Annotated in this window: 21 protein-coding genes and 1 tRNA gene; 9 read left to right on the plus strand and 13 right to left on the minus strand. The window is 61.9% G+C overall.

Going from position 1 to position 20,174, the window contains the following annotated elements; translation table 11 throughout:
• The first annotated feature begins 176 nt into the window (after nucleotides 1-176).
• Nucleotides 177-1,115 carry a CobD/CbiB family protein gene (locus tag B0B13_RS16135; protein WP_076785261.1) on the plus strand — a complete coding sequence of 313 codons (939 nt, stop codon included), beginning with the start codon at nucleotides 177-179 and terminating at the stop codon, nucleotides 1,113-1,115.
• A gap of 123 nt (nucleotides 1,116-1,238) precedes the next feature.
• Here B0B13_RS16135 and rsgA read toward each other — a convergent pair whose 3' ends face one another.
• Nucleotides 1,239-2,216: a ribosome small subunit-dependent GTPase A gene (gene rsgA, locus B0B13_RS16140; RefSeq protein WP_235090141.1), complete on the minus strand. Its 978-nt coding sequence runs from the start codon at nucleotides 2,214-2,216 to the stop codon at nucleotides 1,239-1,241.
• Complete coding sequence (locus tag B0B13_RS16145) at nucleotides 2,213-3,466, minus strand: M48 family metallopeptidase (RefSeq protein WP_076797075.1); 1,254 nt, start codon at nucleotides 3,464-3,466, stop codon at nucleotides 2,213-2,215. The genes rsgA and B0B13_RS16145 overlap by 4 nt, the downstream gene beginning before the upstream one ends.
• A 110-nt stretch (nucleotides 3,467-3,576) precedes the next feature.
• Here B0B13_RS16145 and orn point away from each other — a divergent pair, with 110 nt between their 5' ends.
• Nucleotides 3,577-4,191: an oligoribonuclease gene (gene orn, locus B0B13_RS16150; protein ID WP_076785259.1), complete on the plus strand. Its 615-nt coding sequence runs from the start codon at nucleotides 3,577-3,579 to the stop codon at nucleotides 4,189-4,191.
• 75 nt (nucleotides 4,192-4,266) lie between these two features.
• Here the strand turns inward: orn and mog are convergent, their stop codons facing one another.
• Both mog and yjgA read right to left on the minus strand, forming a co-directional pair.
• Complete coding sequence (gene mog / locus B0B13_RS16155; RefSeq protein ID WP_370643177.1) at nucleotides 4,267-4,899, minus strand: molybdopterin adenylyltransferase; 633 nt, start codon at nucleotides 4,897-4,899, stop codon at nucleotides 4,267-4,269.
• Nucleotides 4,880-5,509 (minus strand): ribosome biogenesis factor YjgA, encoded by a 630-nt coding sequence (yjgA, locus tag B0B13_RS16160; RefSeq protein WP_076797077.1) that lies wholly within the window; start codon nucleotides 5,507-5,509, stop codon nucleotides 4,880-4,882. The genes mog and yjgA overlap by 20 nt, the downstream gene beginning before the upstream one ends.
• Before the next feature lie 67 nt (nucleotides 5,510-5,576).
• Here yjgA and pmbA point away from each other — a divergent pair, with 67 nt between their 5' ends.
• Nucleotides 5,577-6,959 (plus strand): metalloprotease PmbA, encoded by a 1,383-nt coding sequence (gene pmbA / locus B0B13_RS16165; protein ID WP_370643178.1) that lies wholly within the window; start codon nucleotides 5,577-5,579, stop codon nucleotides 6,957-6,959.
• A gap of 13 nt (nucleotides 6,960-6,972) precedes the next feature.
• Here pmbA and B0B13_RS16170 read toward each other — a convergent pair whose 3' ends face one another.
• The 5 genes from B0B13_RS16170 to B0B13_RS16190 all read right to left on the minus strand — a co-directional run bounded on the left by B0B13_RS16170 (nucleotide 6,973) and on the right by B0B13_RS16190 (nucleotide 12,089).
• Entirely contained in the window at nucleotides 6,973-7,470 is a 498-nt protein-coding gene (locus tag B0B13_RS16170; protein WP_076797079.1) for a dihydrofolate reductase, read from the minus strand.
• A 228-nt stretch (nucleotides 7,471-7,698) separates the two neighbouring features.
• The gene (locus B0B13_RS16175) at nucleotides 7,699-8,535 is read right to left on the minus strand and encodes a thymidylate synthase (protein ID WP_076785254.1); all 837 of its coding nucleotides are present in this window, start codon (nucleotides 8,533-8,535) and stop codon (nucleotides 7,699-7,701) included.
• Between the two features lie 186 nt (nucleotides 8,536-8,721).
• The gene (gene fumC, locus B0B13_RS16180) at nucleotides 8,722-10,119 is read right to left on the minus strand and encodes a class II fumarate hydratase (RefSeq protein ID WP_076797396.1); all 1,398 of its coding nucleotides are present in this window, start codon (nucleotides 10,117-10,119) and stop codon (nucleotides 8,722-8,724) included.
• Between the two features lie 113 nt (nucleotides 10,120-10,232).
• Nucleotides 10,233-10,535 (minus strand): hypothetical protein, encoded by a 303-nt coding sequence (locus B0B13_RS16185; protein ID WP_212667371.1) that lies wholly within the window; start codon nucleotides 10,533-10,535, stop codon nucleotides 10,233-10,235.
• A gap of 156 nt (nucleotides 10,536-10,691) precedes the next feature.
• Nucleotides 10,692-12,089: an MATE family efflux transporter gene (locus B0B13_RS16190; RefSeq protein ID WP_076797080.1), complete on the minus strand. Its 1,398-nt coding sequence runs from the start codon at nucleotides 12,087-12,089 to the stop codon at nucleotides 10,692-10,694.
• 308 nt (nucleotides 12,090-12,397) lie between these two features.
• On the opposite strand from B0B13_RS16190, the gene B0B13_RS16195 reads away from it, so the two are divergent.
• Both B0B13_RS16195 and B0B13_RS19600 read left to right on the plus strand, forming a co-directional pair.
• Complete coding sequence (locus tag B0B13_RS16195; protein WP_076797081.1) at nucleotides 12,398-12,805, plus strand: hypothetical protein; 408 nt, start codon at nucleotides 12,398-12,400, stop codon at nucleotides 12,803-12,805.
• 71 nt (nucleotides 12,806-12,876) lie between these two features.
• Nucleotides 12,877-12,999, plus strand: coding sequence for a hypothetical protein (locus B0B13_RS19600; RefSeq protein ID WP_255785427.1), 123 nt, complete (start codon nucleotides 12,877-12,879; stop codon nucleotides 12,997-12,999).
• Between the two features lie 80 nt (nucleotides 13,000-13,079).
• On the opposite strand, the gene B0B13_RS16200 is transcribed toward B0B13_RS19600, so the two are convergent.
• Nucleotides 13,080-13,496: a CreA family protein gene (locus tag B0B13_RS16200; RefSeq protein WP_139337484.1), complete on the minus strand. Its 417-nt coding sequence runs from the start codon at nucleotides 13,494-13,496 to the stop codon at nucleotides 13,080-13,082.
• Between the two features lie 604 nt (nucleotides 13,497-14,100).
• Here B0B13_RS16200 and B0B13_RS16210 point away from each other — a divergent pair.
• Entirely contained in the window at nucleotides 14,101-14,349 is a 249-nt protein-coding gene (locus B0B13_RS16210) for a hypothetical protein (RefSeq protein ID WP_139337485.1), read from the plus strand.
• A 124-nt stretch (nucleotides 14,350-14,473) separates the two neighbouring features.
• Here the strand turns inward: B0B13_RS16210 and B0B13_RS16215 are convergent, their stop codons facing one another.
• The 3 genes from B0B13_RS16215 to fdxA all read right to left on the minus strand — a co-directional run bounded on the left by B0B13_RS16215 (nucleotide 14,474) and on the right by fdxA (nucleotide 16,714).
• Nucleotides 14,474-15,823 (minus strand): F-box protein, encoded by a 1,350-nt coding sequence (locus B0B13_RS16215; RefSeq protein WP_237573812.1) that lies wholly within the window; start codon nucleotides 15,821-15,823, stop codon nucleotides 14,474-14,476.
• Between the two features lie 394 nt (nucleotides 15,824-16,217).
• Nucleotides 16,218-16,293 (minus strand) — tRNA-Asn (locus tag B0B13_RS16220).
• A gap of 97 nt (nucleotides 16,294-16,390) precedes the next feature.
• Nucleotides 16,391-16,714 carry a ferredoxin FdxA gene (fdxA, locus tag B0B13_RS16225; RefSeq protein ID WP_076785251.1) on the minus strand — a complete coding sequence of 108 codons (324 nt, stop codon included), beginning with the start codon at nucleotides 16,712-16,714 and terminating at the stop codon, nucleotides 16,391-16,393.
• A gap of 267 nt (nucleotides 16,715-16,981) precedes the next feature.
• Between fdxA and pncB the strand changes: the two genes are divergently transcribed.
• The 3 genes from pncB (at nucleotide 16,982) to B0B13_RS16240 (ending at nucleotide 20,161) form a co-directional block, all read left to right on the plus strand.
• Nucleotides 16,982-18,175, plus strand: a complete 1,194-nt coding sequence (pncB, locus tag B0B13_RS16230; protein WP_076797398.1) for a nicotinate phosphoribosyltransferase — start codon at nucleotides 16,982-16,984, stop codon at nucleotides 18,173-18,175.
• 64 nt (nucleotides 18,176-18,239) lie between these two features.
• Nucleotides 18,240-18,614: a hypothetical protein gene (locus tag B0B13_RS20140; protein ID WP_076797085.1), complete on the plus strand. Its 375-nt coding sequence runs from the start codon at nucleotides 18,240-18,242 to the stop codon at nucleotides 18,612-18,614.
• Nucleotides 18,615-18,739: 125 nt separating this feature from the next.
• Nucleotides 18,740-20,161, plus strand: a complete 1,422-nt coding sequence (locus B0B13_RS16240) for a sodium:proton antiporter (protein ID WP_076797086.1) — start codon at nucleotides 18,740-18,742, stop codon at nucleotides 20,159-20,161.
• Nucleotides 20,162-20,174: the final 13 nt, after the last annotated feature.

Below are 20,174 nucleotides of genomic sequence, written 5' to 3' on the forward strand. Positions count from 1 at the left end.
CCGGCGTCCCGCCGTGTGCGCACGGCTGTGTCTTGCCGTGACCAGCGTTGTCCAACTGCTGTCTATCGCGTCTACGTAACAAGTTCCAGATCAATGACCGTTGAGCCGAGGCACTGTGCTATCTTTACGCCATCTTCATCGGTACTCTTGTACCAAACCGTATTACGGCGCTGCGCATGACCTTTTTTTCCGTATTGCTGGCTCTGATTATTGAACAGTTGCGGGCGCTGTCGCCGCACAATCCCGTGTCGATGCTGCTTCACTATCACGCGACCAGTGCGGCGCAAGCGTTCGATGCCGGCAAGCGCAAGCACGGGCTGCTTGCGTGGCTTTCCGTCGTTGTTCCATGGACGCTGGCGGTCGCGCTGATCTACTACCTGTTGTATCGGATCAGTTTCGTACTGGCGTTCCTTTGGAATGTGGTGATCGTCTATTTGACACTTGGCTTCCGGCAGTTCAGCCATTATTTCACCGATATCCATCTCGCACTGAACAACGATGACGTGCCGCGCGCGCGTGAAGTCCTCGCGCAGTGGACCGGCCTGGACACGGTCGACATGCCAGTCAGCGAGATCGTGCGCCATACGCTGATTCGCGCGGTGATCGCGTCGCACCGGCATGTTTTTGGCGTGTTCTTCTGGTTTGTCGTGCCGATCGGACCTGCCGGCGCCATCCTCTATCGGGTGGCTGAGCATTTGGCGCGGACCTGGAACGATACGGTATCGGACCGCACGCCAGCCTTTGCCGCCTTTGCGCGGCAGGCGTTTTTTGTCATCGACTGGCTACCGGCTCGGCTGACCGCCATGGGTTTCGCGATCGTAGGCAACTTTGAGGACGCGATTTACGCTTGGCGCAATACCACGCAGCAGTGGCCGGATCCGAACGAGGATGTGTTGCTGTCCGCCGGCGGTGGCGCACTGGGGGCGCGGCTGGCGGGTCCGCTGGCCGAGCCGTCCAGCGTCGACGCGCTGTTCTCCACCGATGTCGGCCCGGTACCGGTGGGCGAGGATTGCACGCCGCGGACATTGCAATCGGCGGTGGGCCTCGTCTGGCGCGCCGTCATCCTGTGGATGCTGCTATTGCTGATGCTGACTGTGGCGGTGTGGGTCGGCTAGGCGAGCGGCTCGTGACGCACCGGCTGCATCAACCAACCGTCGCGTGGATCGCGAGGGGTGCCGCACGGCCAGCACAGCGTGAATTGCGCTTCGAGCTTTTCGCCACAGCGTGGGCAGTGCGCGCTATCGCACCACCTGGCTTGCTTCGTGCAGCAGTTGCGCATACAACGCATGGCGCGTCGGCGCGATGTGGCCTTGTGCCACCGCGTCCAGTATCGCACAGCCCGGTTCGTGCACATGATGGCAATTGTAAAAACGACAACCGCCGAGCAGCGGGCGGAATTCGGGAAAGGCGCGTTCGAGTTGTCCCTCGGTCAAATGATACAGTCCGAACTCCTGGAAACCTGGCGAGTCGATCAATGCCCCGCCGTTCGGTAACGTATACCAGCGAGTGAACGTAGTGGTATGGCGGCCGCTGTTCAGCGCCGATGAAATGTCGCGCGTCGTGGCGTTTGCGTGCGGCACCAGCAGATTCACCAGCGTTGACTTGCCCATACCGGACTGGCCGAGCAGCAGGGTAGCGCGATGCGCGAGTAGCGGTGCGAGTGTGGCGTGCGTGGCATCGGCGGCACCGGTCGCGGACACCTCGACGACCCGGTAGCCGAGTGCCGCGTAGAATGCGACGCGTTTGCGGGCAAGCGGCAGCGCGGCAAGCAAGTCGGCTTTGTTTAGTACCACCACCGGCTCGAGTTGATGGGCTTCGGCGGCCACCAGTGCGCGGCCGAGCAAATCCTCGCTGAAATGCGGTTCGGTGGCCAGTACGATCAGTAACTGATCGAGGTTGGCCGCAAAGCGCTTTGATTTGAACTGGTCCGAGCGAAACAGCAGATTGCGTCGCGCATCGGTCGCGACGATGACCCCCTGGTCCGCGGATGTCGCCTCGAAGCTGACGCGGTCGCCAACGGCGACTTCGCTCTTTTTACCGCGTGGAAAGCACTGCAGTAGCGAACCGCCCCTGTCAGGCTGAACCACATAATGCCGGCCATGTGCGGCGATGACCCGGCCCTTGCTGGGGCCCGCTATTCGGTCGTGATCGCCGCCGCGTTGTGTTGCTGCCGGGCCCGTGCGACGCGGTGCGCCGCGTACTGAGCGGCCGCTCATGTGCGTGCGCGTGCCAGCAGCCGCTCAATGCGCTGCGCCGCGGGCGGATGGGAATAATAGAACGCGCAGTAGACCGGGTCGGGCGTCAGCGTCGATGCATTGTCCTGATAGAGCTTGACCAGCGCGCTGATCAAATCCTGTGCGCGTGCCTGCGTCGCAGCGAAGGCGTCGGCCTCAAACTCATGCTTGCGCGACGATAGGCTGGTGAGCGGCGTCACAAAAAACAGGAAGACCGGCATCACGAGAAAAAATAGGATCAATGCAAGCGCGTTGTTTGAGCCGGTCATCGACGGCGTAACGCCCAGGCCCGTGTAGAACCACGGACGTTGGGCGAGCCAGCCGAGCAACGCGAGCAGCGCGAATGACAATGCAAAGGTGATGATCATGCGCTTAAGCACGTGCCGGTGCTTGAAATGACCGAGTTCGTGCGCTAGCACCGCCTCGATCTCGCTGCCATCGAGTCGGCTGAGCAGCGTGTCGAAGAACACAATCCGCTTGGCTGCGCCAAAGCCGGTAAAGTAGGCATTGCCATGCGCGGAGCGCCGGCTGCCGTCCATCACAAACAGCCCTTTGGCGGCGAAGCCGCAACGGTGCATCAACGATTCGATGCGCTCACGCAGCGATACGTCGGTCAGCGGCTCGAACTTGTTGAACAGTGGCGCGATCACGCTCGGATACAGGACCAGCACGCCGACGCTGAACGCGACCCAGACGAGCCACGCCCAAATCCACCACATCGCGCCGGCCTGCTGCATCAGCCACAGCACGACGAACAACAGCGGCAGGCCAAACAGCGCGCCGAGCAATGTTCCCTTCACCAGGTCGGCAAAAAAAAGCTTGCGCGACATCCTGTTGAAGCCGAACCGTGCTTCGATGACAAAGTGCCGCGCATAATCGAACGGCAAATCGACGAGTCCCATGATGGCGGCGACCGTGGCCACCAGTGCAATCTGACCCGCATATCCGCGACCCAGCCATCCACTGAGCAGGGTATCCAACCATTGCAGGCCGCCCAATAACGTCAACGCGACCAGCAATGCGCCACTCACGCCGAGTTCCAGCATGGCGAGCCGTGTCAGCGACACCGTGTAGTCGGCTGCGCGCTGGTGGGCCTGCAGCGAGATCGTGTCGCGGAACCCGTCGGGGACCGCATGACGATGGTTGGCGACGTGCCGGATCTGTCGGCTCGCGAGCCACAGCCGGGTGGCAATCATCGCGACGAGCGCGACGACAAAGAGGATTGTAAACATCCGTTATCCGTGGGAACGCTGTAATGCGCCTATTCTCGCACGTTCGCTGCGGGTGTCGCCGCTGCGTCGCTTCGGGCAAAATAGCGAGAAATTCATTTTAAGGCGTTTGAATGAGTCCCGACCTGCAGCAACCCGGCGGCCAGCCCATGTTGGCCAAGAGCGAATTCAACCTGATCTGGCTGGATATGGAGATGACCGGCTTGCTGCCGAACACCGACCGGATCCTCGAAGTCGCGGTGGTGGTCACCGATTCGAACTTGGCGGTGGTCGTCGAAGGTCCGGTACTAGCGATCCATCAGTCAAATTCGACGCTGGATGCGATGGACCAATGGAACAAGAGTACGCATGGCCGCTCGGGCCTGATCGAACGGGTTCGCGCATCGTCGGTCACCGAAGCCGACGCGGCCGCGCAATTGCTCGCGTTTCTGTCGCAATACGTGCCGGCTGGCAAGTCGCCGATGTGTGGCAACTCGATTTGCCAGGACCGTCGTTTCATGGCGCGCTGGATGCCAGAATTGGAGGCATTCTTTCACTATCGTAATCTCGACGTGAGCACGCTGAAGGAGTTGTGCCGCCGCTGGCAGCCAACAGTCTACAAGGGATTCCAGAAGCGCGCATTGCATACCGCGCTGGCCGACATTCATGAGTCGATCGACGAGTTGAAGTACTATCGTGAGCATTTCCTGCGCGCGTCCGACGCCGCCGCGATGCCGCAGGTGGGCTGACGCGCCGGCTTCGCAGGTTGAAGTCGGTTGAGTCGGCTGCGCGGGCCGAGCCGGTCGGTACCGCGCGGCCCGCGCTCAGGTTGCGGCCGGCGGCTTTTGCCGGATCGCGCTCTTGGGCCGGAATGTGGCCACATGCGCCGGGTCGGTTTCGATATACGGGCCGCCGATCAAGTCGATGCAGTACGGCACGGCGGCGAAGATGCCATTGACGATCACGTTCCCTTGCGCGTCACGCACTCCCTCGAGCGTCTCACGGATCGACTTTGGCTGGCCGGGCAGGTTCACGATCAGCGCCGCGTGATCGGCCGTTTCGCGAATGACCGCCACTTGGCGCGACAGAATCGCCGTCGGCACGAAATGCAGGCTGATCTGGCGCATTTGCTCGCCAAAACCGGGCATCGTCCGGGTGCCCACCGCCAGCGTCGCCTCCGGCGTGACGTCGCGCCGGGCGGGGCCGGTGCCGCCGGTGGTGAGCACGAGGTTGCAGTGGGCCTCATCCACGAGTTCGATCAGCGTGCGTGAGATGGTGGTTGCATCGTCGGCGATCAGCCGCGCGTGTGCCTGCCACGGAATCGTGAGCGTGTCGCTCAGCCATGCCTGTAGCGCGGGGATGCCCTGGTCCTCGTAGACCCCGGCACTGGCGCGGTCGCTGATCGAAACCAGGCCGACGATTAGTTTGTCGGCACGGTCATGCGGTGTCGTCATCATCTTGCTCGTCGTCGGAAGAAGCGGGGACCCCGGCGTGTTCTGCGCGTGGATCCGAATCACCGGCTACCTCTTTGATCCACTGGAACAGTTCTCTGAAATAGCGCGGCGGCTTGCTTTGGACCGCCTCGCGCCGCGCATTGCGGATCAGCGTGCGGCCTTGCTGGACGTCGGCGCCCGGATGGGCGCGCAGAAACTCGGTGAGTGCCTCGTCGCTCGCGAGCAATTGCGCGCGGGTGCGCTCGATCCAGTGCAATCGCGCCGTCTCGGCTTTGTTCGTGCCGTTGTAGGTGTCCAGCGCGGTGCGCAGCGCTGCCACGTCGGTGTCCGGCAGCCCGCGCATCAGCCGCCCCACATATTGCAATTGCCGTCGCTTACCCTCATGGTCCGTGATGCGGCGTGTTTCGCGTACCGCGTCAGCTAGGTCCTCGGGTAACGGCATGCGCTTGAACGCATCCTTGGGCAGCTCAACTATCTCGGCGCCCAGCGCCTGCAGCGCCGTCATTTCCCGTTTGAGTTGCGATTTGCTCGGCCGTGTGTCATCGCGGCCGCCCTGATGGTCGGCGAGCGGTTGCGGCTGGGTCGCCGCCGTGGTTCGTGTCTTGCGCGTCATGCGCGTATTTTAGCGCGTGTCGCGTGCCGTCCTCGCGGTTGGGCAAACGGCTTGTTATGATCGCATCATGAAAACCGAGGATCGAACTGACATGGCAGCACACCAGCGCGTGTTTCCGCACACCCAGGCGCAACTGAAGGACATCGCGGCGGATATCCTGCGACACGCAAAGGCGCTCGGCGCAACCGATGCCGCGACTGAGATCTCGGAGGGCGACGGCTTATCGGTGTCGGTACGGCGAGGCGAGGTCGAGACAATCGAGCACAACTGCGACAAGACGATGGGGGTGACCGTATTCATCGGCAGCAAGCGCGGCAATGCGAGCACGTCCGATTTTTCGCCGGCGGCGCTGCGCGATACGGTATCAGCCGCGTACAACATCGCGCGGTTCACCGCGGAGGACAACTGCGCCGGGCTCGCCGAAGCGGAGCTGCTCGAGAGGCATCCGCTGGATTTGGATTTGTTCCACCCGTGGGAGCTGCATGCCGACGACGCGGTCGAGATTGCGCGCCGCGCCGAACAGGCGGCCTTCGACACCGACCCGCGGATCCGCAATAGCGAAGGCGCGAGCGTATCCGCGCAGCATTCGCAGTTCGTACTGGCCACCTCGCACGGCTTTCTCGGCGGCTATCCGTACTCTCGGCACTATATCGCCTGCGCGCCGATTGCCGGCAGTGGCCAGCAGATGCAGCGTGACGACTGGTACACGACGCGCCGCTGCGCAGCGGAAATGTCCACGCCCGAGGCCGTGGGCCGCTATGCTGCCGAGCGTGCGCTAGCGCGTATCGGCGCACGCCGGCTCGATACCCGCAAATGCCCGGTATTGTTCGAAGCGCCGCTCGCCGTTGGCCTGCTCGGTGCGTTCGTGCAGGCGACCAGCGGCGGGGCGTTGTATCGCAAGACGAGCTTCCTGACCGATTCGCTCGGCAAGCCCGTATTCGCGCCGCACGTGCAGGTGTGTGAGGATCCGCATGTGCCCCGCGCGCTGGGCAGTGCACCGTTTGACGAAGAGGGCGTGCGCACCACGCGGCGTGACGTCGTGCGCGACGGCATCGTACAGGGATACTTCCTGTCGACGTATTCGGCGCGCAAGCTGGGCATGAAGACCACCGGTAATGCCGGCGGTTCGCACAATCTGTCATTGACCAGCACGCTCACGCGCGACGACGACGATTTCCGCGCGATGTTGCGCAAGCTCGGCACCGGTCTGCTGTTGACCGAGTTGATGGGGCAGGGGGTGAACTATGTCACGGGCGACTACTCGCGTGGCGCGTCCGGATTCTGGGTCGAGAATGGCGAGATTCAGTATCCGGTCGAAGAGATCACGGTCGCCAGCACGCTGCAACAGATGTTTGCGCAAATCGTCGCGATCGGCGCCGATAAGATCGTGCGTGGCACGAAGGAAACCGGCTCGGTGCTAATCGAGCAGATGACGATTGCCGGCCAGTGAGTCGCGCGGCGGGTCAGCGGATTCTTTCGTATTCGACGAACGCGTAGTTGAAGTCGTTCGGTGGGCTCGCGCGATGCGTTTCGCGCGACACCTCCCGCCAGTGCTGCGGTGACGGCGCGGAAAACGTCGCGTCGCCTTCGAACGCGTGATCGATCTCGGTGACAATCAGTCGCCTGGCGCGCCCGATCCCTTCGCGATACAACTGAGCGCCGCCGATCAGGTACGCAATTGGCGCATGCAGCGTTTCGCACAGCGCAAGCGCCGCGTCCAGGCTCGTGACGGTGTCGCAGCCATCGAAGCGTCGCGCCGCATCGCGCGTCACGACGATGTTCCGGCGGCCTGGCAGCGCGCGTCCAATCGACTCGTGGGTCTTGCGTCCCATGATCAGCGGTGCACCCATCGTGGTGCGCTTGAAGTGCGCAAGATCCTCGGGCAGCTGCCAGGGCAGCGCGTTGTCGCGTCCGATCACGCCGTTGCGTGCGCGCGCGACGATCAGGCAAAGCGTCGTCATCGATCCACCGTCAGTTAAACAAGCAGGGTGCGCGAGGGCGGGCCGCGCATGCCCGATTGTAGCCGACTGCTCGGTTCAGTTGATCCTTCGACTCAAGCGGCCGCAGCCCGTGCCACCACGCCGCGCGAATCCGCATGCGGCGAGTGGCGGCGGGTATGAGCACGGCAATCGCGGTTGACGCCGCCGGCCGGCCCGGGCCGGGGCCGCTCAGGTCCCGGCGCTGTCTGTCTACACAGCGATCGGGGCGGCAATATGGGGGTGTGGATCGTAGCCGGCGATCTCGAAGTCTTCGAAGCGGTAGGCGAACAGGGTGTCCGGCTGTCGCTTGATGATCAGCCGAGGCAGCGGCCGCGGCGTGCGGGTGAGCTGCAGCTGGGCCTGTTCGACGTGGTTCAGGTATAAGTGGGCGTCGCCGATCGAGTGGACGATTTCGCCGGGCTGCAAGCCGAGTTGCTGCGCGATCATATGGGTCAGAAACGCCACCGATGCGCAATTGTATGGAATGCCGAGAAACCAGTCGCCGGAGCGCTGGGTCAACATGCAGCTCAGCTTGCCGTCGGCAATGTAGAACTGGTACAGGATGTGGCACGGCGGCAGCGCCATGCGGCCCGCGAGCGCGTTTTGCACCGGGGACTTCGACTCGTCGGGTAGGAACGACACATTCCATGCGTTGAGGATGTGCCGGCGGCTGTCCGGCTTCGTGCGCAGCGAGTCGAGCAGCGCCTGCACCTGGTCGGTTCGGGTGCCATCGGGATTGGGCCAGGACCGCCACTGCGCGCCGTACACGGGGCCGAGTTCGCCGTCGGACGTGGCCCATTCGTCCCAGATCGTCACACCGTTCTCATGCAGGTAGCGAATGTTCGTGTCCCCGCGCAGGAACCATAGCAACTCGTGCAGGATCGAGCGCACGTGCAGTTTCTTGGTGGTCAGCAGCGGGAAGCCAGTGGATAAGTCATGCCGGTATGACACGCCGAACAGTGAGCGCGTGCCCGTGCCGGTGCGGTCGCTCTTGAGCGTGCCGCGTTCGAGCAGATCCTTGAGAATAGACAGGTACGGTGCATCCATGGTCTGGCGCCGGGTTGTGGACCCGGCCAGGGAAAAGTGACTGGAAACGGCGAATGCACTATTCTACGTGACCGCCATGGACGTCAGGCAGGCGCTCGATGCGATTGTCGAGCTTAAGCCCGAGGAATTGACCGATGGCGGCACGCAAGCTTAGGGCTACCGCGTGAGCACCGGCGGTGCGGCCGGCTAGCCACGCGCGCCGACCATGTCCCGCGGTCGGACCCACTCGTCAAACTGCTCAGCGGTCAGATAGCCGAGCGCCAGCGCGGCGGCCTTCAGCGTGGTGCCTTCGTGGTGTGCCTTCTTGGCAATTTGTGCTGCCTTGTCATAGCCGATGTGGGGGTTTAGCGCGGTGACCAGCATCAGCGACTCGTTGAGCAGCGCGTCGATTCGTGCCCGATTGGGCTCGATGCCGATTGCGCAGTGATCGTTGAAGCTCAGCATGCCGTCCGTCAGCAGCCGGATCGATTGCAGCACATTGTGCGCGATCATTGGCCGGAAAACGTTGAGTTCGAAATTGCCGCTCGCGCCGCCGAAATTAACGGCGACGTCGTTGCCGAAGACTTGGCAGCACAGCATCGTTAGCGCCTCTGCCTGTGTTGGATTGACCTTGCCCGGCATGATCGAGCTGCCCGGCTCGTTTTCGGGGATCGTGAGCTCACCCAACCCGCAGCGGGGTCCCGACGCGAGCCAGCGGATGTCATTGGCGATCTTCATCAGACTTGCGGCGATCGTTTTCAGCGCGCCGTGCGCGGCCACCAGCGCGTCGGCGGCGGCCATCACCTCGAACTTGTTCGGCGCGGTGGTGAACGGCAGTCCGGTGAGCCGGCCGATTGCCGCGGCGACCTTTTGCGCGAATTGCGGATGGGCGTTCAATCCGGTGCCGACTGCGGTGCCGCCAAGCGCGAGTTCGTACAGATGGGGCAGCGTCGCGTCCAGATGGCGCATCCCCTGATCGAGCTGGGCGACGTAGCCTGAAAATTCCTGGCCCAGCGTCAGCGGCGTGGCATCCTGCAGGTGCGTGCGGCCAATCTTCACGATGTCGGCGAAAGCGGCGCACTTGTGCGCGAGCGTGTCGCGCAGCTTGATTAGCGCTGGTTTGAGCCGCGTTGCGATGCCTTGTGCGGCGGCGATATGCATTGCGGTCGGGAACACGTCGTTGGACGACTGGCCGCGATTTACGTCGTCGTTCGGATGCACCAGGCGCGCCTCGCCGTGTTCACCGCCCAGATACTCGCTCGCGCGGTTGGCGATTACCTCGTTCAGGTTCATGTTGGTTTGCGTACCCGAGCCCGTTTGCCAGACCGTCAGCGGGAATTGCGCCGCGTGCTCGCCGGCGAGGATCTCGTCTGCCGCGGCAATGATCGCGCGTGCCTTATCGGCGGGCAGCACGCCAAGCGCTTGGTTGACTTCCGCTGCGGCGCGCTTGACGATCGCCAGTGCGTGAATCAACTCCGATGGCTGCTTCTCTGTGGAAATCTTGAAATGTTGCAGCGATCGTTGAGTTTGCGCTCCCCACAGCCGGTCCGCAGGCACGGCGATGGCGCCAAACGTGTCGCGTTCCATCCTGACGTTTTCTGTCATTTTATGCTCCAGAAGTGCGGACACGAGGTCCATGGTGATAGGACAAGGTTGCCGCGGTGGCCGTTCACAGTTGATCACGTAGCGGCAAGAAGAAAAGCAAGCCGGTGAGCACATTACGTGCGATCCAATGTGCGCGTGGCCGCGTGCGCGAGGGCGACGCGCATCTGCAGTGCGTCGGTGCCGTCGGCGAGCAAGCGGAATCCGTCCAGGCCGCCATGGGCCAACGAGGCCGCCTGCACGGCGCGCGACAGTGGCGTGACGGTGTCGCCAGACAGCGCACGGGTTACTGGCGCCGCATGCGTGCCAGCCTGCGGCAAAGGCATCGTGCAGCCGGCACACAGGATCGATGACATCGCGAGCAACAGCATGGCCGACAGCATCGCCCGCCGCCGTGCCGCTGCGCCGACCACGGCCATGCGTGTCGCCGCGGCCGGTTGGCGCCTCCGGGGGAACCAGGTGCGAGCCGGAAGGCCCGTGGTTTGGCACTCGCTTGCGCTCACGTTTGCTCCGATCTGGCCTGCTGGTCGGTGTGCGCGCTCGTGCGGGCGCCGCCGTTGCGATCTGCCACGCCTTTATGCCGCGGTGTCACGTCCGAGCGCCCGGCTTTTCCAGTAAAACCGGGCGACCATCAGGCATGCAACCGTGGCCAGACCCGCGGCCAGACCCCACCATAATCCCTTCGCGCCCAGGCCCGCATAAAAGGCGAGCCAATAGCCGGTCGGATAGCCGATACCCCAGTAGCCGGTGGCGGCCAGCAGCATCGGCACGCGCGTGTCGCGCAGTCCACGCAGGCAGCCGGCTCCGACGGTTTGCAGTCCGTCCACGACCTGAAACACGGCCGCCACCGTCAGCAGCGACGCAGCCAGCGAGATGGTCGCCGCATTGGACGGTTCGTGCGGGTTTAGATAAAGCGCGATGATGCCATGCGGCATCCACGTCATCACGGTGCCGCACGCTGCCATAAAGCTACCTCCCAGCGCCAGCGCGACGACCCCGGCGCGACGTGCCTCAACGAGATGGCGTGCGCCTGCCCAGTACCCGACCCGGACATTGGCGGCCTGCGCAATGGCGAGCGGCACCATGAAAGTGACCGATGCGACATTCAGCGCAATCTGGTGCGCCGCGAGGGCGGCTGCACCGAGTGTGCCCACCGCCAGGCTCGTCGCGAGGAATAGCATCGTCTCGGCACCGTACGTTACGGCGACCGGCCAGCCGACTGCGAGCAACTCGGACATCACGGACCAGCGCGGGCGACGCGAGCCGGCGACGAAATGCCGGAATCGTTCGGGTAGGTGCAACAGCGCGAGCAGCACGAGCGCGGTCAGCCAGATCGTGATCGTCGTGGCCGCCGCGGAGCCGAGAAACCCCATACGCGGCAAGCCCCACGCGCCATGGATTAACCCGTAGTTTAGGAAGCCGTTCAACATGACGCCCCCTATCGATACCCACAACAGCCGTCGCGCTGCGCCGATCGCCGGCAGGAACGCGCGCATCATGCCGATGCCGATCAGGCTGCCCAGCGCCGCCCAGCGCAACATGCGCGCGTATTGGCCCACTTGTTCGGCCAACGCCGACGGCTGACCTGCCGCCACCAGCAGAGGTGTCGCAAAGCTCAGCAGCACGAACGCCGGCACCGCCAGCACCAGCGATAGCGCAAGACCCGTCCAGTAAATCGACGGCACGCGATGCGCTGCCTGGGCGCCGCGCGCTTGTGCGACCGTCACGCTGACCGACTGGAGCACGCCTTGCAGCAGGGTCATGATGGTGAAAAATAGCATGGCGCCGAGTCCGCCGGCCGCCAGCGCGTCGGAACCCAGCGAGCCGAGCAGTATTGTGTCGGTGACGCCCATCGCCATTTGTGACAGTTGCGCGATGGCGAGCGGCGCTGCCAGGCGTGCTGTCTCAGTCGCATGATGAGCGAGCGTAGACTTGCCGTGATGGTGTACCTGAGCAGTACTGAGATTTGTCATTAAAAACGGATCGAAAGGTAATGGTTCATCTTAACAGCACAGTTTACTGAGAAGAGCCCCAGTTGGGTGTGTCCGCAATACGAAATGACGGGGTCGATCACCGGTTGTAAGCAAACGCTGGTAAGCAAAACGGTAGGTAACAATCAAAACCGTGGCGAACCTCTCGCTCCCGCGCGGGTCAGTTCAAGGGCCCGACGCGTGCATGCTGTGCTAGGCTGTCGCGCACGGGCAGGCCGACAGGTGCGTGGGAGTGGTTGCCCATGCGGCTTTGCGCCGTTTCATTGATCGACTTCATAGGGAGGCATCTAATGACTGCAATTCGTCAAATCCGTCGTATCGTGTTGGGCGCCGCGCTGGCGGCTGCCACGGTTGCCGCTTTTGCACAAACGCCGGCTCAAGGCGGCAGCGAAACCGCTGGCGCAGCCGTTGGCGTGGGCGCGTACGGCGGCACGGATTCCACGGCGGGCAGCGGTGGCACGGGCACCAGCCAGCGTATCGTCGCGCCGGGTCCCGTCGATCCGCTCGTGCAGAAGCGCGATACGGACGCGGCGGCCAACGCGGAGTACCGTGCCAACAAAAAGGCGCTCAAGCAGGAGTACCACAGCCAGTTGAAGGCGGCCAAGGAACAACGTAAGGCGGCCAAGCGGGACGCGGCCCAAACGCTCAATGAGCAAACGGGCGGCGCGGCAGCGGCCGACAAGGGCGTGCAAAACTAATCGGTGTTGCGGGTGGCGCCGCCGTCGCCGGCGCGCGCCGACCCGCAGCCTGCTGCGCCGACCTACCTAGAGTGGCCTGGCATCGGCTCGGCGATTGCCGCACGAGCTTCGATGGGCTGGCGGTGCATTTTGATCCGTCGTTCGCATTGGCCGAATTCATCCTGCTCGCGCGTGGCCGGCGTTTGCCGCGCTGATCGTCGGTTTGCGCGCGCAGCACAGCGGCTAGTCCGGCGTGTTCGATGCCGACCGCAGGGGGATAGGCACCGAGCGCGGGTTACCTGAGCGGGATGGCCTGACCCTGCACCGGTACAGCCGTCACGCTGTTCTTCGCACTGCCCGATACGACGCGATCACTATAGGTCAAATAGACCAGCGCATTGCGTTTGCGGTCGACCATGCGCACGACATGCAATGTCTTGAAGATCAACGATATTCGTTCCGAGAAGATGTCAGTTTGCAGCGGCAGCGGCGTCTTGAATTGCAGGGAGGCCACCTGCCGGCAGGCGATTGATGCTTCGGTCGGATCTTCGGCAACGCCTAGCGCGCCCTTGATCCCGCCGGTACGTGCGCGCGACACGTAACAAGTGACACCGTTGACAGCCGGATCATCATAGGCTTCGATCACGACCTGGTCCGACCCGGTAATCCGGAAATTCGTATTGACGCTGCCGATCTCCTCGGCGCCGGCCATCGTACACCAGCACAGCAGTGCAGCGGTGGTCAGCGCGACCCCCGTTGTTGTTCGTTTGATGTTTGACGAAGCCATCGTAATGTCCGCCCGCATGGCGGTCGGCGCGCGGACTCGTGCAGCGGCGACGACGTTGGCTGGCTTGGGCGCCGCGCGCGCCGTCCATGCGGCGTCAGGCAGTCGGGTAGGGGAGAAAGCAAGGCACGGCATCGAAAGGCAGGACGGCGTCATGGTCACCCAAAACAAGTCGGCGGCCCGGGGCGGTGCACCGGTACCTTTTTCAATTTACCCGCAATATCGCAACGACCGGTGCCGATGACGCGAGTAACCCTGCGTAACGTGAAATCGGAGCCGGCGTTTGGGCTAATGGAGCAGCGACGCCATTCTTCCGTTACGCTATCGCTTCAGTTCGCTGCACATGCGGGCCGCAATAAGTATGTGGCATCATGCCATGCGTGCGGCGCTGATTGAAACCGCCATTTTTCTTTTGCCACCATGCGTGTGTTCAGCCGATTGTCGCTTTGTTCCGTCAACGTCCCGCCCCCGTACTGGTGTGGGCCGCGTCAGCCCCCTCACGGTGGCGCGCCGCGCGCACTCGAGTGTCGCCCTGCTCGTCTGTGCGGGCGTCGCGACCCTCGCGTTAAGCCTGCCGGCCATAGCGTGGGCGCAGAACAAGCCTGGTGTGCCGGGCGGTATCCTGAGCGACTCGTTTCGCTTCAACGAGCACCCGCAAATGCAGTTTGCCACTTCTGCGCCCGATCCGAAGTTTCAACATGGTCCGCCGGACGAGCGGCGGCGGCGGGCCGATCGCGGCGATCCGTCCGGCGATGCTTGCAATCTAAAGTGCGGCCAATGAGATGATCGGCGCGCCGCGCCTCAGAGCGAACTGGATGGGCGGCGAAACCAAGCGTCTACCGAATACTGACGTCGGACGCATTGACGTCACGACCTACAATCCACTGCTGAGCTAAAAACTGTGACTAATCGTACATACTTCTGAGCCAGGGAGCACTATTTTGGATTCGCGCCCGGGCTGGCTCGGAGAACAGGTTGGCTTCCATAAAGTGCGTAATCTCGTCCATCGCTATTTCCCATTGGTGATCCTCTAAATCAAATAGCACGCCATCGTCCCGAAGCTCGCTAAGTACATCCCATAAGGCGGCTTCGCTCCCCCCATTCAGTAGATTCAATCCTTGCCGCCAGACTCGTTTTGCTTGCGTGTCGTCTATAATACTGACGCATTTGAGCAGCCCGATTGCCGCATGCGTGCGCTGCCCCGCTGGCACGTGCGCCAAACGGCGTTCAAGCAATGCAAACTCCTGTGCCTGTTGCTCAGATGACAACTTGTAAAGTCCTTCAAGCAAATATCGCAGGGCGATTCCCAACGACTCATTGGGCAGCGATAGCGCCCAATTGCGCATCTGCGCGTATCGTACAGGTTGCTCCACTTTCGGCAATAGCCAAACACTATCCGCCAACACACCGACGGACGCGCCTTGATACAAAATCGGTAGTCGCCGGGCCCGTTCACATAAGGTCGAATATAGTTCAGGGATGCGCGGGTTCGCCTTATTAAAATGTTTTAAAAAACGAGATAATAGTGGAATCATCTGCGCTTGTTCTGCGACGTGCAATGATGGTAGCCGTGCCAGGAGCGCGTGATATCGCTGAGCAAACTGAGGCGTTTCAGGGGTATCGATAGAGAAAGACCACAATCCAAGCGTCAGTTCCAGCCACACGTTATCTTGCCTGGGCCCACGCTGCTCGGCCAGCGAGTGCGCAAAGTCAAATAGTTCCATCCATTCGTGCTCATCGTAATCGTAATGCGTGAGCAACATCGCCTTTTGTATCTGTACACCGTCCTGCGGGATACGCTGCGCGGCCGCGTACAAACGCTTAAATACGTCGACACGCCCGGCTTTAGGCAACGCACGCAAACGCCGGCGCAGTGCGTCTAGGGGTTCGGCGTGCTGCGCTGGATCGGCAAGCGTGTCGCCCATCTCGTCCAGCAGTTGCTTGATTGACTCAAGACTTACGGCCTGGTTTGCTCGTTGCCAATAGCTATAGACGAGGCGCCTCATCCTCATCGCATGATACGTGCGCCGATCGACGGCGGAGAATGACATCACGTCTTGCACGGGCACGTAGTGGCCGATCCGTGCAATCACTTCGTGCGGCAGATCTTGGTAAGTGGTGGGGCGCTTGGCCAGCGGGTTCGCCAACGCGACGCCGGGTGAAAGCGTTAACGCCGTCGGTTGCGGGCAGACTGCCTGAGCGCAGATATAGGCCGGCTGGTGATTGTTCAACGCTGCATGCAAATCACAGTCCATTGGCAAACTCAGCAAGACATTGGCAAACTCAGCAAGAAATTAGGAACACGCGTGCAAAATGATGATGCGCCGTAAGGTACCCGAAAGCGAACAGAGGAACACAGCCAGAAGCCAAGATCGCTAGATTTTCGGCGGATAACGCGTTGGCAATTAGGGCATCAAGTCAAGCACCGATCTACATGGGCCAGTAGCCGCTCGCGAATCAGCGTTCGATTAGCGCCAGTTCGAATCCGTCGGAAATTAGCAGCAGATGGGTTGGGTGAAATTGCTAAGCAAGATTGAAGGAGGAGGATTGGGCGAGATTTTCCTATGAGGAATATTAGTCACTGTCTCATATTAAAGGCTAACTGAAAACAAAAAGGGGTTGCGTAAAAACGCAACCCCTTGATTTTCTTGGCTCCCCGACCTGGGCTCGAACCAGGGACCTACGGATTAACAGTCCGGCGCTCTACCGACTGAGCTATCGGGGAACAGCAGAGAAATGAAATTCTATCGGTGTCTTATCGCCTTGTCAACAGGCGGCGCGTCAAAACGTGATGCCATCGATCATCGACGCACCCGGCGCGCTCATCGCTCGAGCAGCTTCAGCTTGTCCTTCACGTCTTTCCATTCCTCCGCGTCCGGCAGAGCAGGTTTGGTCCTCGTGATGCTGGGCCAGTCCTTCGCCAGTTCCGCGTTCAGTTGGATAAATTGTTGCTGATCACCGGGGACGTCTTCTTCCGCATAGATCGCATTGACCGGGCATTCCGCCACGCAAACCGCGCAATCGATGCACTCATCCGGGTCGATCGCGAGGAAGTTCGGACCTTCGCGAAAGCAGTCCACCGGGCATACGTCGACACAGTCAGTATAGCGACACTTGATGCAGCTTTCGGTCACAACGTGAGTCATTGAAGCTCCTGCACTCTGTGTATAGCGATGTGGACACACGATGTAGCCACGGACGCCACCATTTTGCAAAATAACTATTGTAGCGCACCGCGTCGCCGCGTCGTCGCTCTCCCGTCTGATGCTGTTATACACTTTGGTGATGTCTTTATATGTGGCAACGGTGCTGCGTACATGCCGTGGCATCGCTTGCGCTAACGTCAGCGTCAGGTGCCGCGCCAAACGGCCGCGGCCTGTCCGAGCTTCCAGCCTGTGCCTGGCTGTGCGACCATGATCATCACTTCGTTACTCGATACCGATCTCTACAAATTCACGATGATGCAGGTCGTGCTGCATCATTTTCCTGCCGCCAGCGTCGAGTACCGGTTCCGTTGCCGCATGCGCGGCATCGACCTGGTGCCATACGTGGACGAGATCCGGGAGCAGATCGGCCGCTTGTGCCAGTTGCGTTTCATCGACGACGAGCTCGACTACTTGCGCCAGTTGCGCTTTATCAAGAGCGACTTCGTCGACTTCCTCGCGCTATTCCAGCTCAACGAGAAGTACATTCGCGTCTGGCCGTCGCCGAAGGCCAACGGCGAGATCGAGATCGTCGTGCGCGGGCCGTGGCTGCATACGATCCTGTTCGAGATCCCGGTGCTGGCGATCGTCAACGAGGTCTATTTCCGTAATACGCAGCGCTCGCCGGCGTACCACGAGGGACGCGAGCGGCTGACTGGCAAGATGGCGATGCTCGGCGCCAGACCCGACTACGCCGATTGCAAGATTGCCGACTACGGTACGCGGCGACGTTTTTCGAAGCAGTGGCACGAGGAGGTCATCCTGACGCTGATGGCGGGGCTCGGCGAGCAGTTTGCCGGCACCAGCAATGTTTACTACGCGATGAAGCACGGATTGACGCCACTGGGCACGATGGCGCACGAGTACCTGCAGGCGTGTCAGGCGCTGGGGCCGCGGCTGCGCGATTCGCAGATCTTCGGTTTTGAGATGTGGGCCAAGGAATACCGCGGCGATCTCGGCATTGCGTTGTCCGACGTCTACGGCATGAAGGCGTTCCTGCGCGACTTCGATATGTATTTCTGCAAGCTTTTCGACGGCGCACGGCACGATTCGGGGGACCCGTTCGAATGGGGCGAGCAGCTATTGAAACACTACGAGTTCAATCGCTGCGATCCTCGCACTAAAATCCTAGTCTTTTCCGATGCACTTGATATTCCGAAGGTGCTGCAGCTGTACGAGCGTTTTCGCGGCCGCTGCAAACTGGCATTTGGCGTGGGCACCAACCTGACCAACGACCTGGGCTATGCGCCGCTGCAGATCGTGATGAAAATGGTCCGCTGCAATGGCCAGCCCGTTGCGAAATTGTCCGACTCGCCGGGCAAGAACATGTGCGACGATCCCGCGTACATCGCGTACTTGCGGCAGGTGTTCGAGATCGACGTGCCGTTGGAGGCGGGCTACTGAACCAGGTGAGGCCGGCACGTGTGGGGCGGCGCGCACGCGGCGCCCCGTGGTCGCATCGCACTGCATGGCGCAGGTGGCGTCTCGCTGCAGGCTGGGTGCCACCACGGCCATCAAAATCGCTGATGGCCATCCGGCCAATGGCTGCGCCGCGCCCGTCGGTATAACCCGCCGGTATAATCTGCGCGAAGGCGTCGCCGACGCGCTAACAAAGAATCGCTACATGGACACTTCGGCGGCTCGCCGCAATATCATCGCGCGCATCCGCGCGGCGCAGCGCCGGCCGGCGCAGCCTGCGGCGGCCGAGCACGAAGTGCTTACCGACTATCGGGTGTGGCGCCTGGCCGGCCCGCGTTCCAATCTGCGGGGCGATCTCGTTGAGCTGTTCGCCGTGCAATCGCACAAGATGGCGACCAGCGTCGCGCGTCGTCGGCGGCTTTGAGGACGCGTTTGCGTTGATGCGTGCGGTGACATCAAACAAACCATTGTGCTAGGTGCGCATGATCCTTATTGCGTTCATGCAGTCGTTGTGCGTGACGCATAATTCCTGTTTTTCTGATACGACACATGACGAGGTTTTTTGCTGTTCTGCCGGCGGGTGTAGTACTCGCCTGTGTCCCGCTTGCCGCGTACGCGGCCGACGTCGATGGCTCGCAACTGGGCCTGCATTGGGCACTGCCATTTGCGGGCATGCTGCTGTCGATCGCGTTGTTGCCGCTGCTGGCTCCGACGTTTTGGCACCGCCATTTCGGCAAAGTCGCAGCGGTTTGTGCGCTGGCATTCCTGGTGCCGTTCGCCGCGTCGTTCGGTGCCGGCGCAGCGCTCGCGTCGCTCGCCCATGCCGTAATTGCCGAGTATGTGCCGTTCATCGTGTTGCTGGCCGCGCTGTATACGGTGGCCGGCGGCATCTGCGTGCGCGGCAATTTACATGGATCGCCCGCTCTCAATACCGGCCTGATCGCGCTTGGCACGCTGCTAGCAAGCATCATGGGAACGACGGGCGCGGCAATGCTGCTGATCCGGCCGTTGCTGCGGGCTAATGACAACCGCCGGCATGCTGCGCATGTGGTGGTGTTCTTTATTTTCCTGGTCGCAAATGCGGGCGGTGCGCTGTCACCGCTCGGCGATCCACCATTGTTTCTTGGCTTCCTGAACGGTGTCGATTTTTTCTGGACGACCGTGCATTTGGCGTTGCCGGCCCTGTTCGTCACCGCCACGGTGCTGTCGGTGTTCTATGTGCTGGATAGCTATTATTTCAAGCGTGACGGCAACCCCGGGCCGGCGCGGGTGGCTCTGACACTGGACTTGCGCGGCGTTGCGATCGACGGCAAAGCGAATTTCGCACTGTTGGCGTGCATCATCGTCCTGGTACTGATAAGCGGCGTCTGGCAACCTCGCGTGCAATTCGACGTTTTCGGCGTGCCAGTCCAGTTGCAAAACATGCTCCGTGACGCCGGACTGCTGGTCGTGCTGTTCGTGTCGCTGCGCGTGACGCCATCCTCTGCGCGCGAGGGCAATGGTTTTAGCTGGGCGCCAATCGATGAGGTCGCCAAGCTCTTCGCCGGCATCTTCGTGACGATTGCACCGGTAATCGCGATGCTGCATGCCGGACAGCGGGGTGCGTTCGCCGACGCGGTGCAGTGGACGCTGCAGGACGGGCAAGCCACCGTACCCCTGTACTTCTGGGTGACAGGGTTGTTGTCATCGTTCCTGGACAATGCGCCGACTTACCTAGTGTTCTTCAACATCGCGGGTGGCGATGCGCAGACGTTGATGACGTCCGGTGCGTCAACACTCGCGGCGATTTCTGCCGGCGCGGTATTCATGGGAGCGAATACGTACATTGGCAACGCGCCGAACTTCATGGTCAAGGCCATTGCCGAGTCGCGTGGCGTGCGCATGCCGAGTTTTTTTGGCTTCATTGGATGGTCGGCCTGCGTACTGCTACCGGTATTCGTAATGACGACATGGCTCTTTTTTTGGCATTGAGCGCTGGGCGCAA

The sequence above is a fragment of the Burkholderia sp. b14 genome (assembly GCF_900156195.1).
In the GTDB taxonomy this organism is placed as follows: domain Bacteria; phylum Pseudomonadota; class Gammaproteobacteria; order Burkholderiales; family Burkholderiaceae; genus Mycetohabitans.

Bases quoted from the DNA above. Each gene is read 5' to 3' on its own strand.
- fumC (WP_076797396.1), bottom strand. From the start codon at position 10,119: ATGACAGAAAACGTCAGGATGGAACGCGACACGTTTGGCGCCATCGCC.
- B0B13_RS16145 (WP_076797075.1), bottom strand. From the start codon at position 3,466: ATGTTTACAATCCTCTTTGTCGTCGCGCTCGTCGCGATGATTGCCACC.
- B0B13_RS16170 (WP_076797079.1), bottom strand. From the start codon at position 7,470: ATGACGACGCTTTGCCTGATCGTCGCGCGCGCACGCAACGGCGTGATC.
- pmbA (WP_370643178.1), top strand. From the start codon at position 5,577: ATGAAAACCGAGGATCGAACTGACATGGCAGCACACCAGCGCGTGTTT.
- orn (WP_076785259.1), top strand. From the start codon at position 3,577: ATGAGTCCCGACCTGCAGCAACCCGGCGGCCAGCCCATGTTGGCCAAG.
- B0B13_RS16190 (WP_076797080.1), bottom strand. From the start codon at position 12,089: ATGACAAATCTCAGTACTGCTCAGGTACACCATCACGGCAAGTCTACG.
- B0B13_RS16215 (WP_237573812.1), bottom strand. From the start codon at position 15,823: ATGGACTGTGATTTGCATGCAGCGTTGAACAATCACCAGCCGGCCTAT.
- B0B13_RS16240 (WP_076797086.1), top strand. From the start codon at position 18,740: ATGACGAGGTTTTTTGCTGTTCTGCCGGCGGGTGTAGTACTCGCCTGT.
- B0B13_RS16200 (WP_139337484.1), bottom strand. From the start codon at position 13,496: ATGGCCGGCGCCGAGGAGATCGGCAGCGTCAATACGAATTTCCGGATT.
- B0B13_RS16135 (WP_076785261.1), top strand. From the start codon at position 177: ATGACCTTTTTTTCCGTATTGCTGGCTCTGATTATTGAACAGTTGCGG.
- mog (WP_370643177.1), bottom strand. From the start codon at position 4,899: ATGATGACGACACCGCATGACCGTGCCGACAAACTAATCGTCGGCCTG.
- rsgA (WP_235090141.1), bottom strand. From the start codon at position 2,216: ATGAGCGGCCGCTCAGTACGCGGCGCACCGCGTCGCACGGGCCCGGCA.
- B0B13_RS16185 (WP_212667371.1), bottom strand. From the start codon at position 10,535: ATGGCCGTGGTCGGCGCAGCGGCACGGCGGCGGGCGATGCTGTCGGCC.
- B0B13_RS16175 (WP_076785254.1), bottom strand. From the start codon at position 8,535: ATGGATGCACCGTACCTGTCTATTCTCAAGGATCTGCTCGAACGCGGC.
- pncB (WP_076797398.1), top strand. From the start codon at position 16,982: ATGATCATCACTTCGTTACTCGATACCGATCTCTACAAATTCACGATG.
- fdxA (WP_076785251.1), bottom strand. From the start codon at position 16,714: ATGACTCACGTTGTGACCGAAAGCTGCATCAAGTGTCGCTATACTGAC.
- B0B13_RS20140 (WP_076797085.1), top strand. From the start codon at position 18,240: ATGGCGCAGGTGGCGTCTCGCTGCAGGCTGGGTGCCACCACGGCCATC.
- yjgA (WP_076797077.1), bottom strand. From the start codon at position 5,509: ATGACGCGCAAGACACGAACCACGGCGGCGACCCAGCCGCAACCGCTC.
- B0B13_RS16195 (WP_076797081.1), top strand. From the start codon at position 12,398: ATGACTGCAATTCGTCAAATCCGTCGTATCGTGTTGGGCGCCGCGCTG.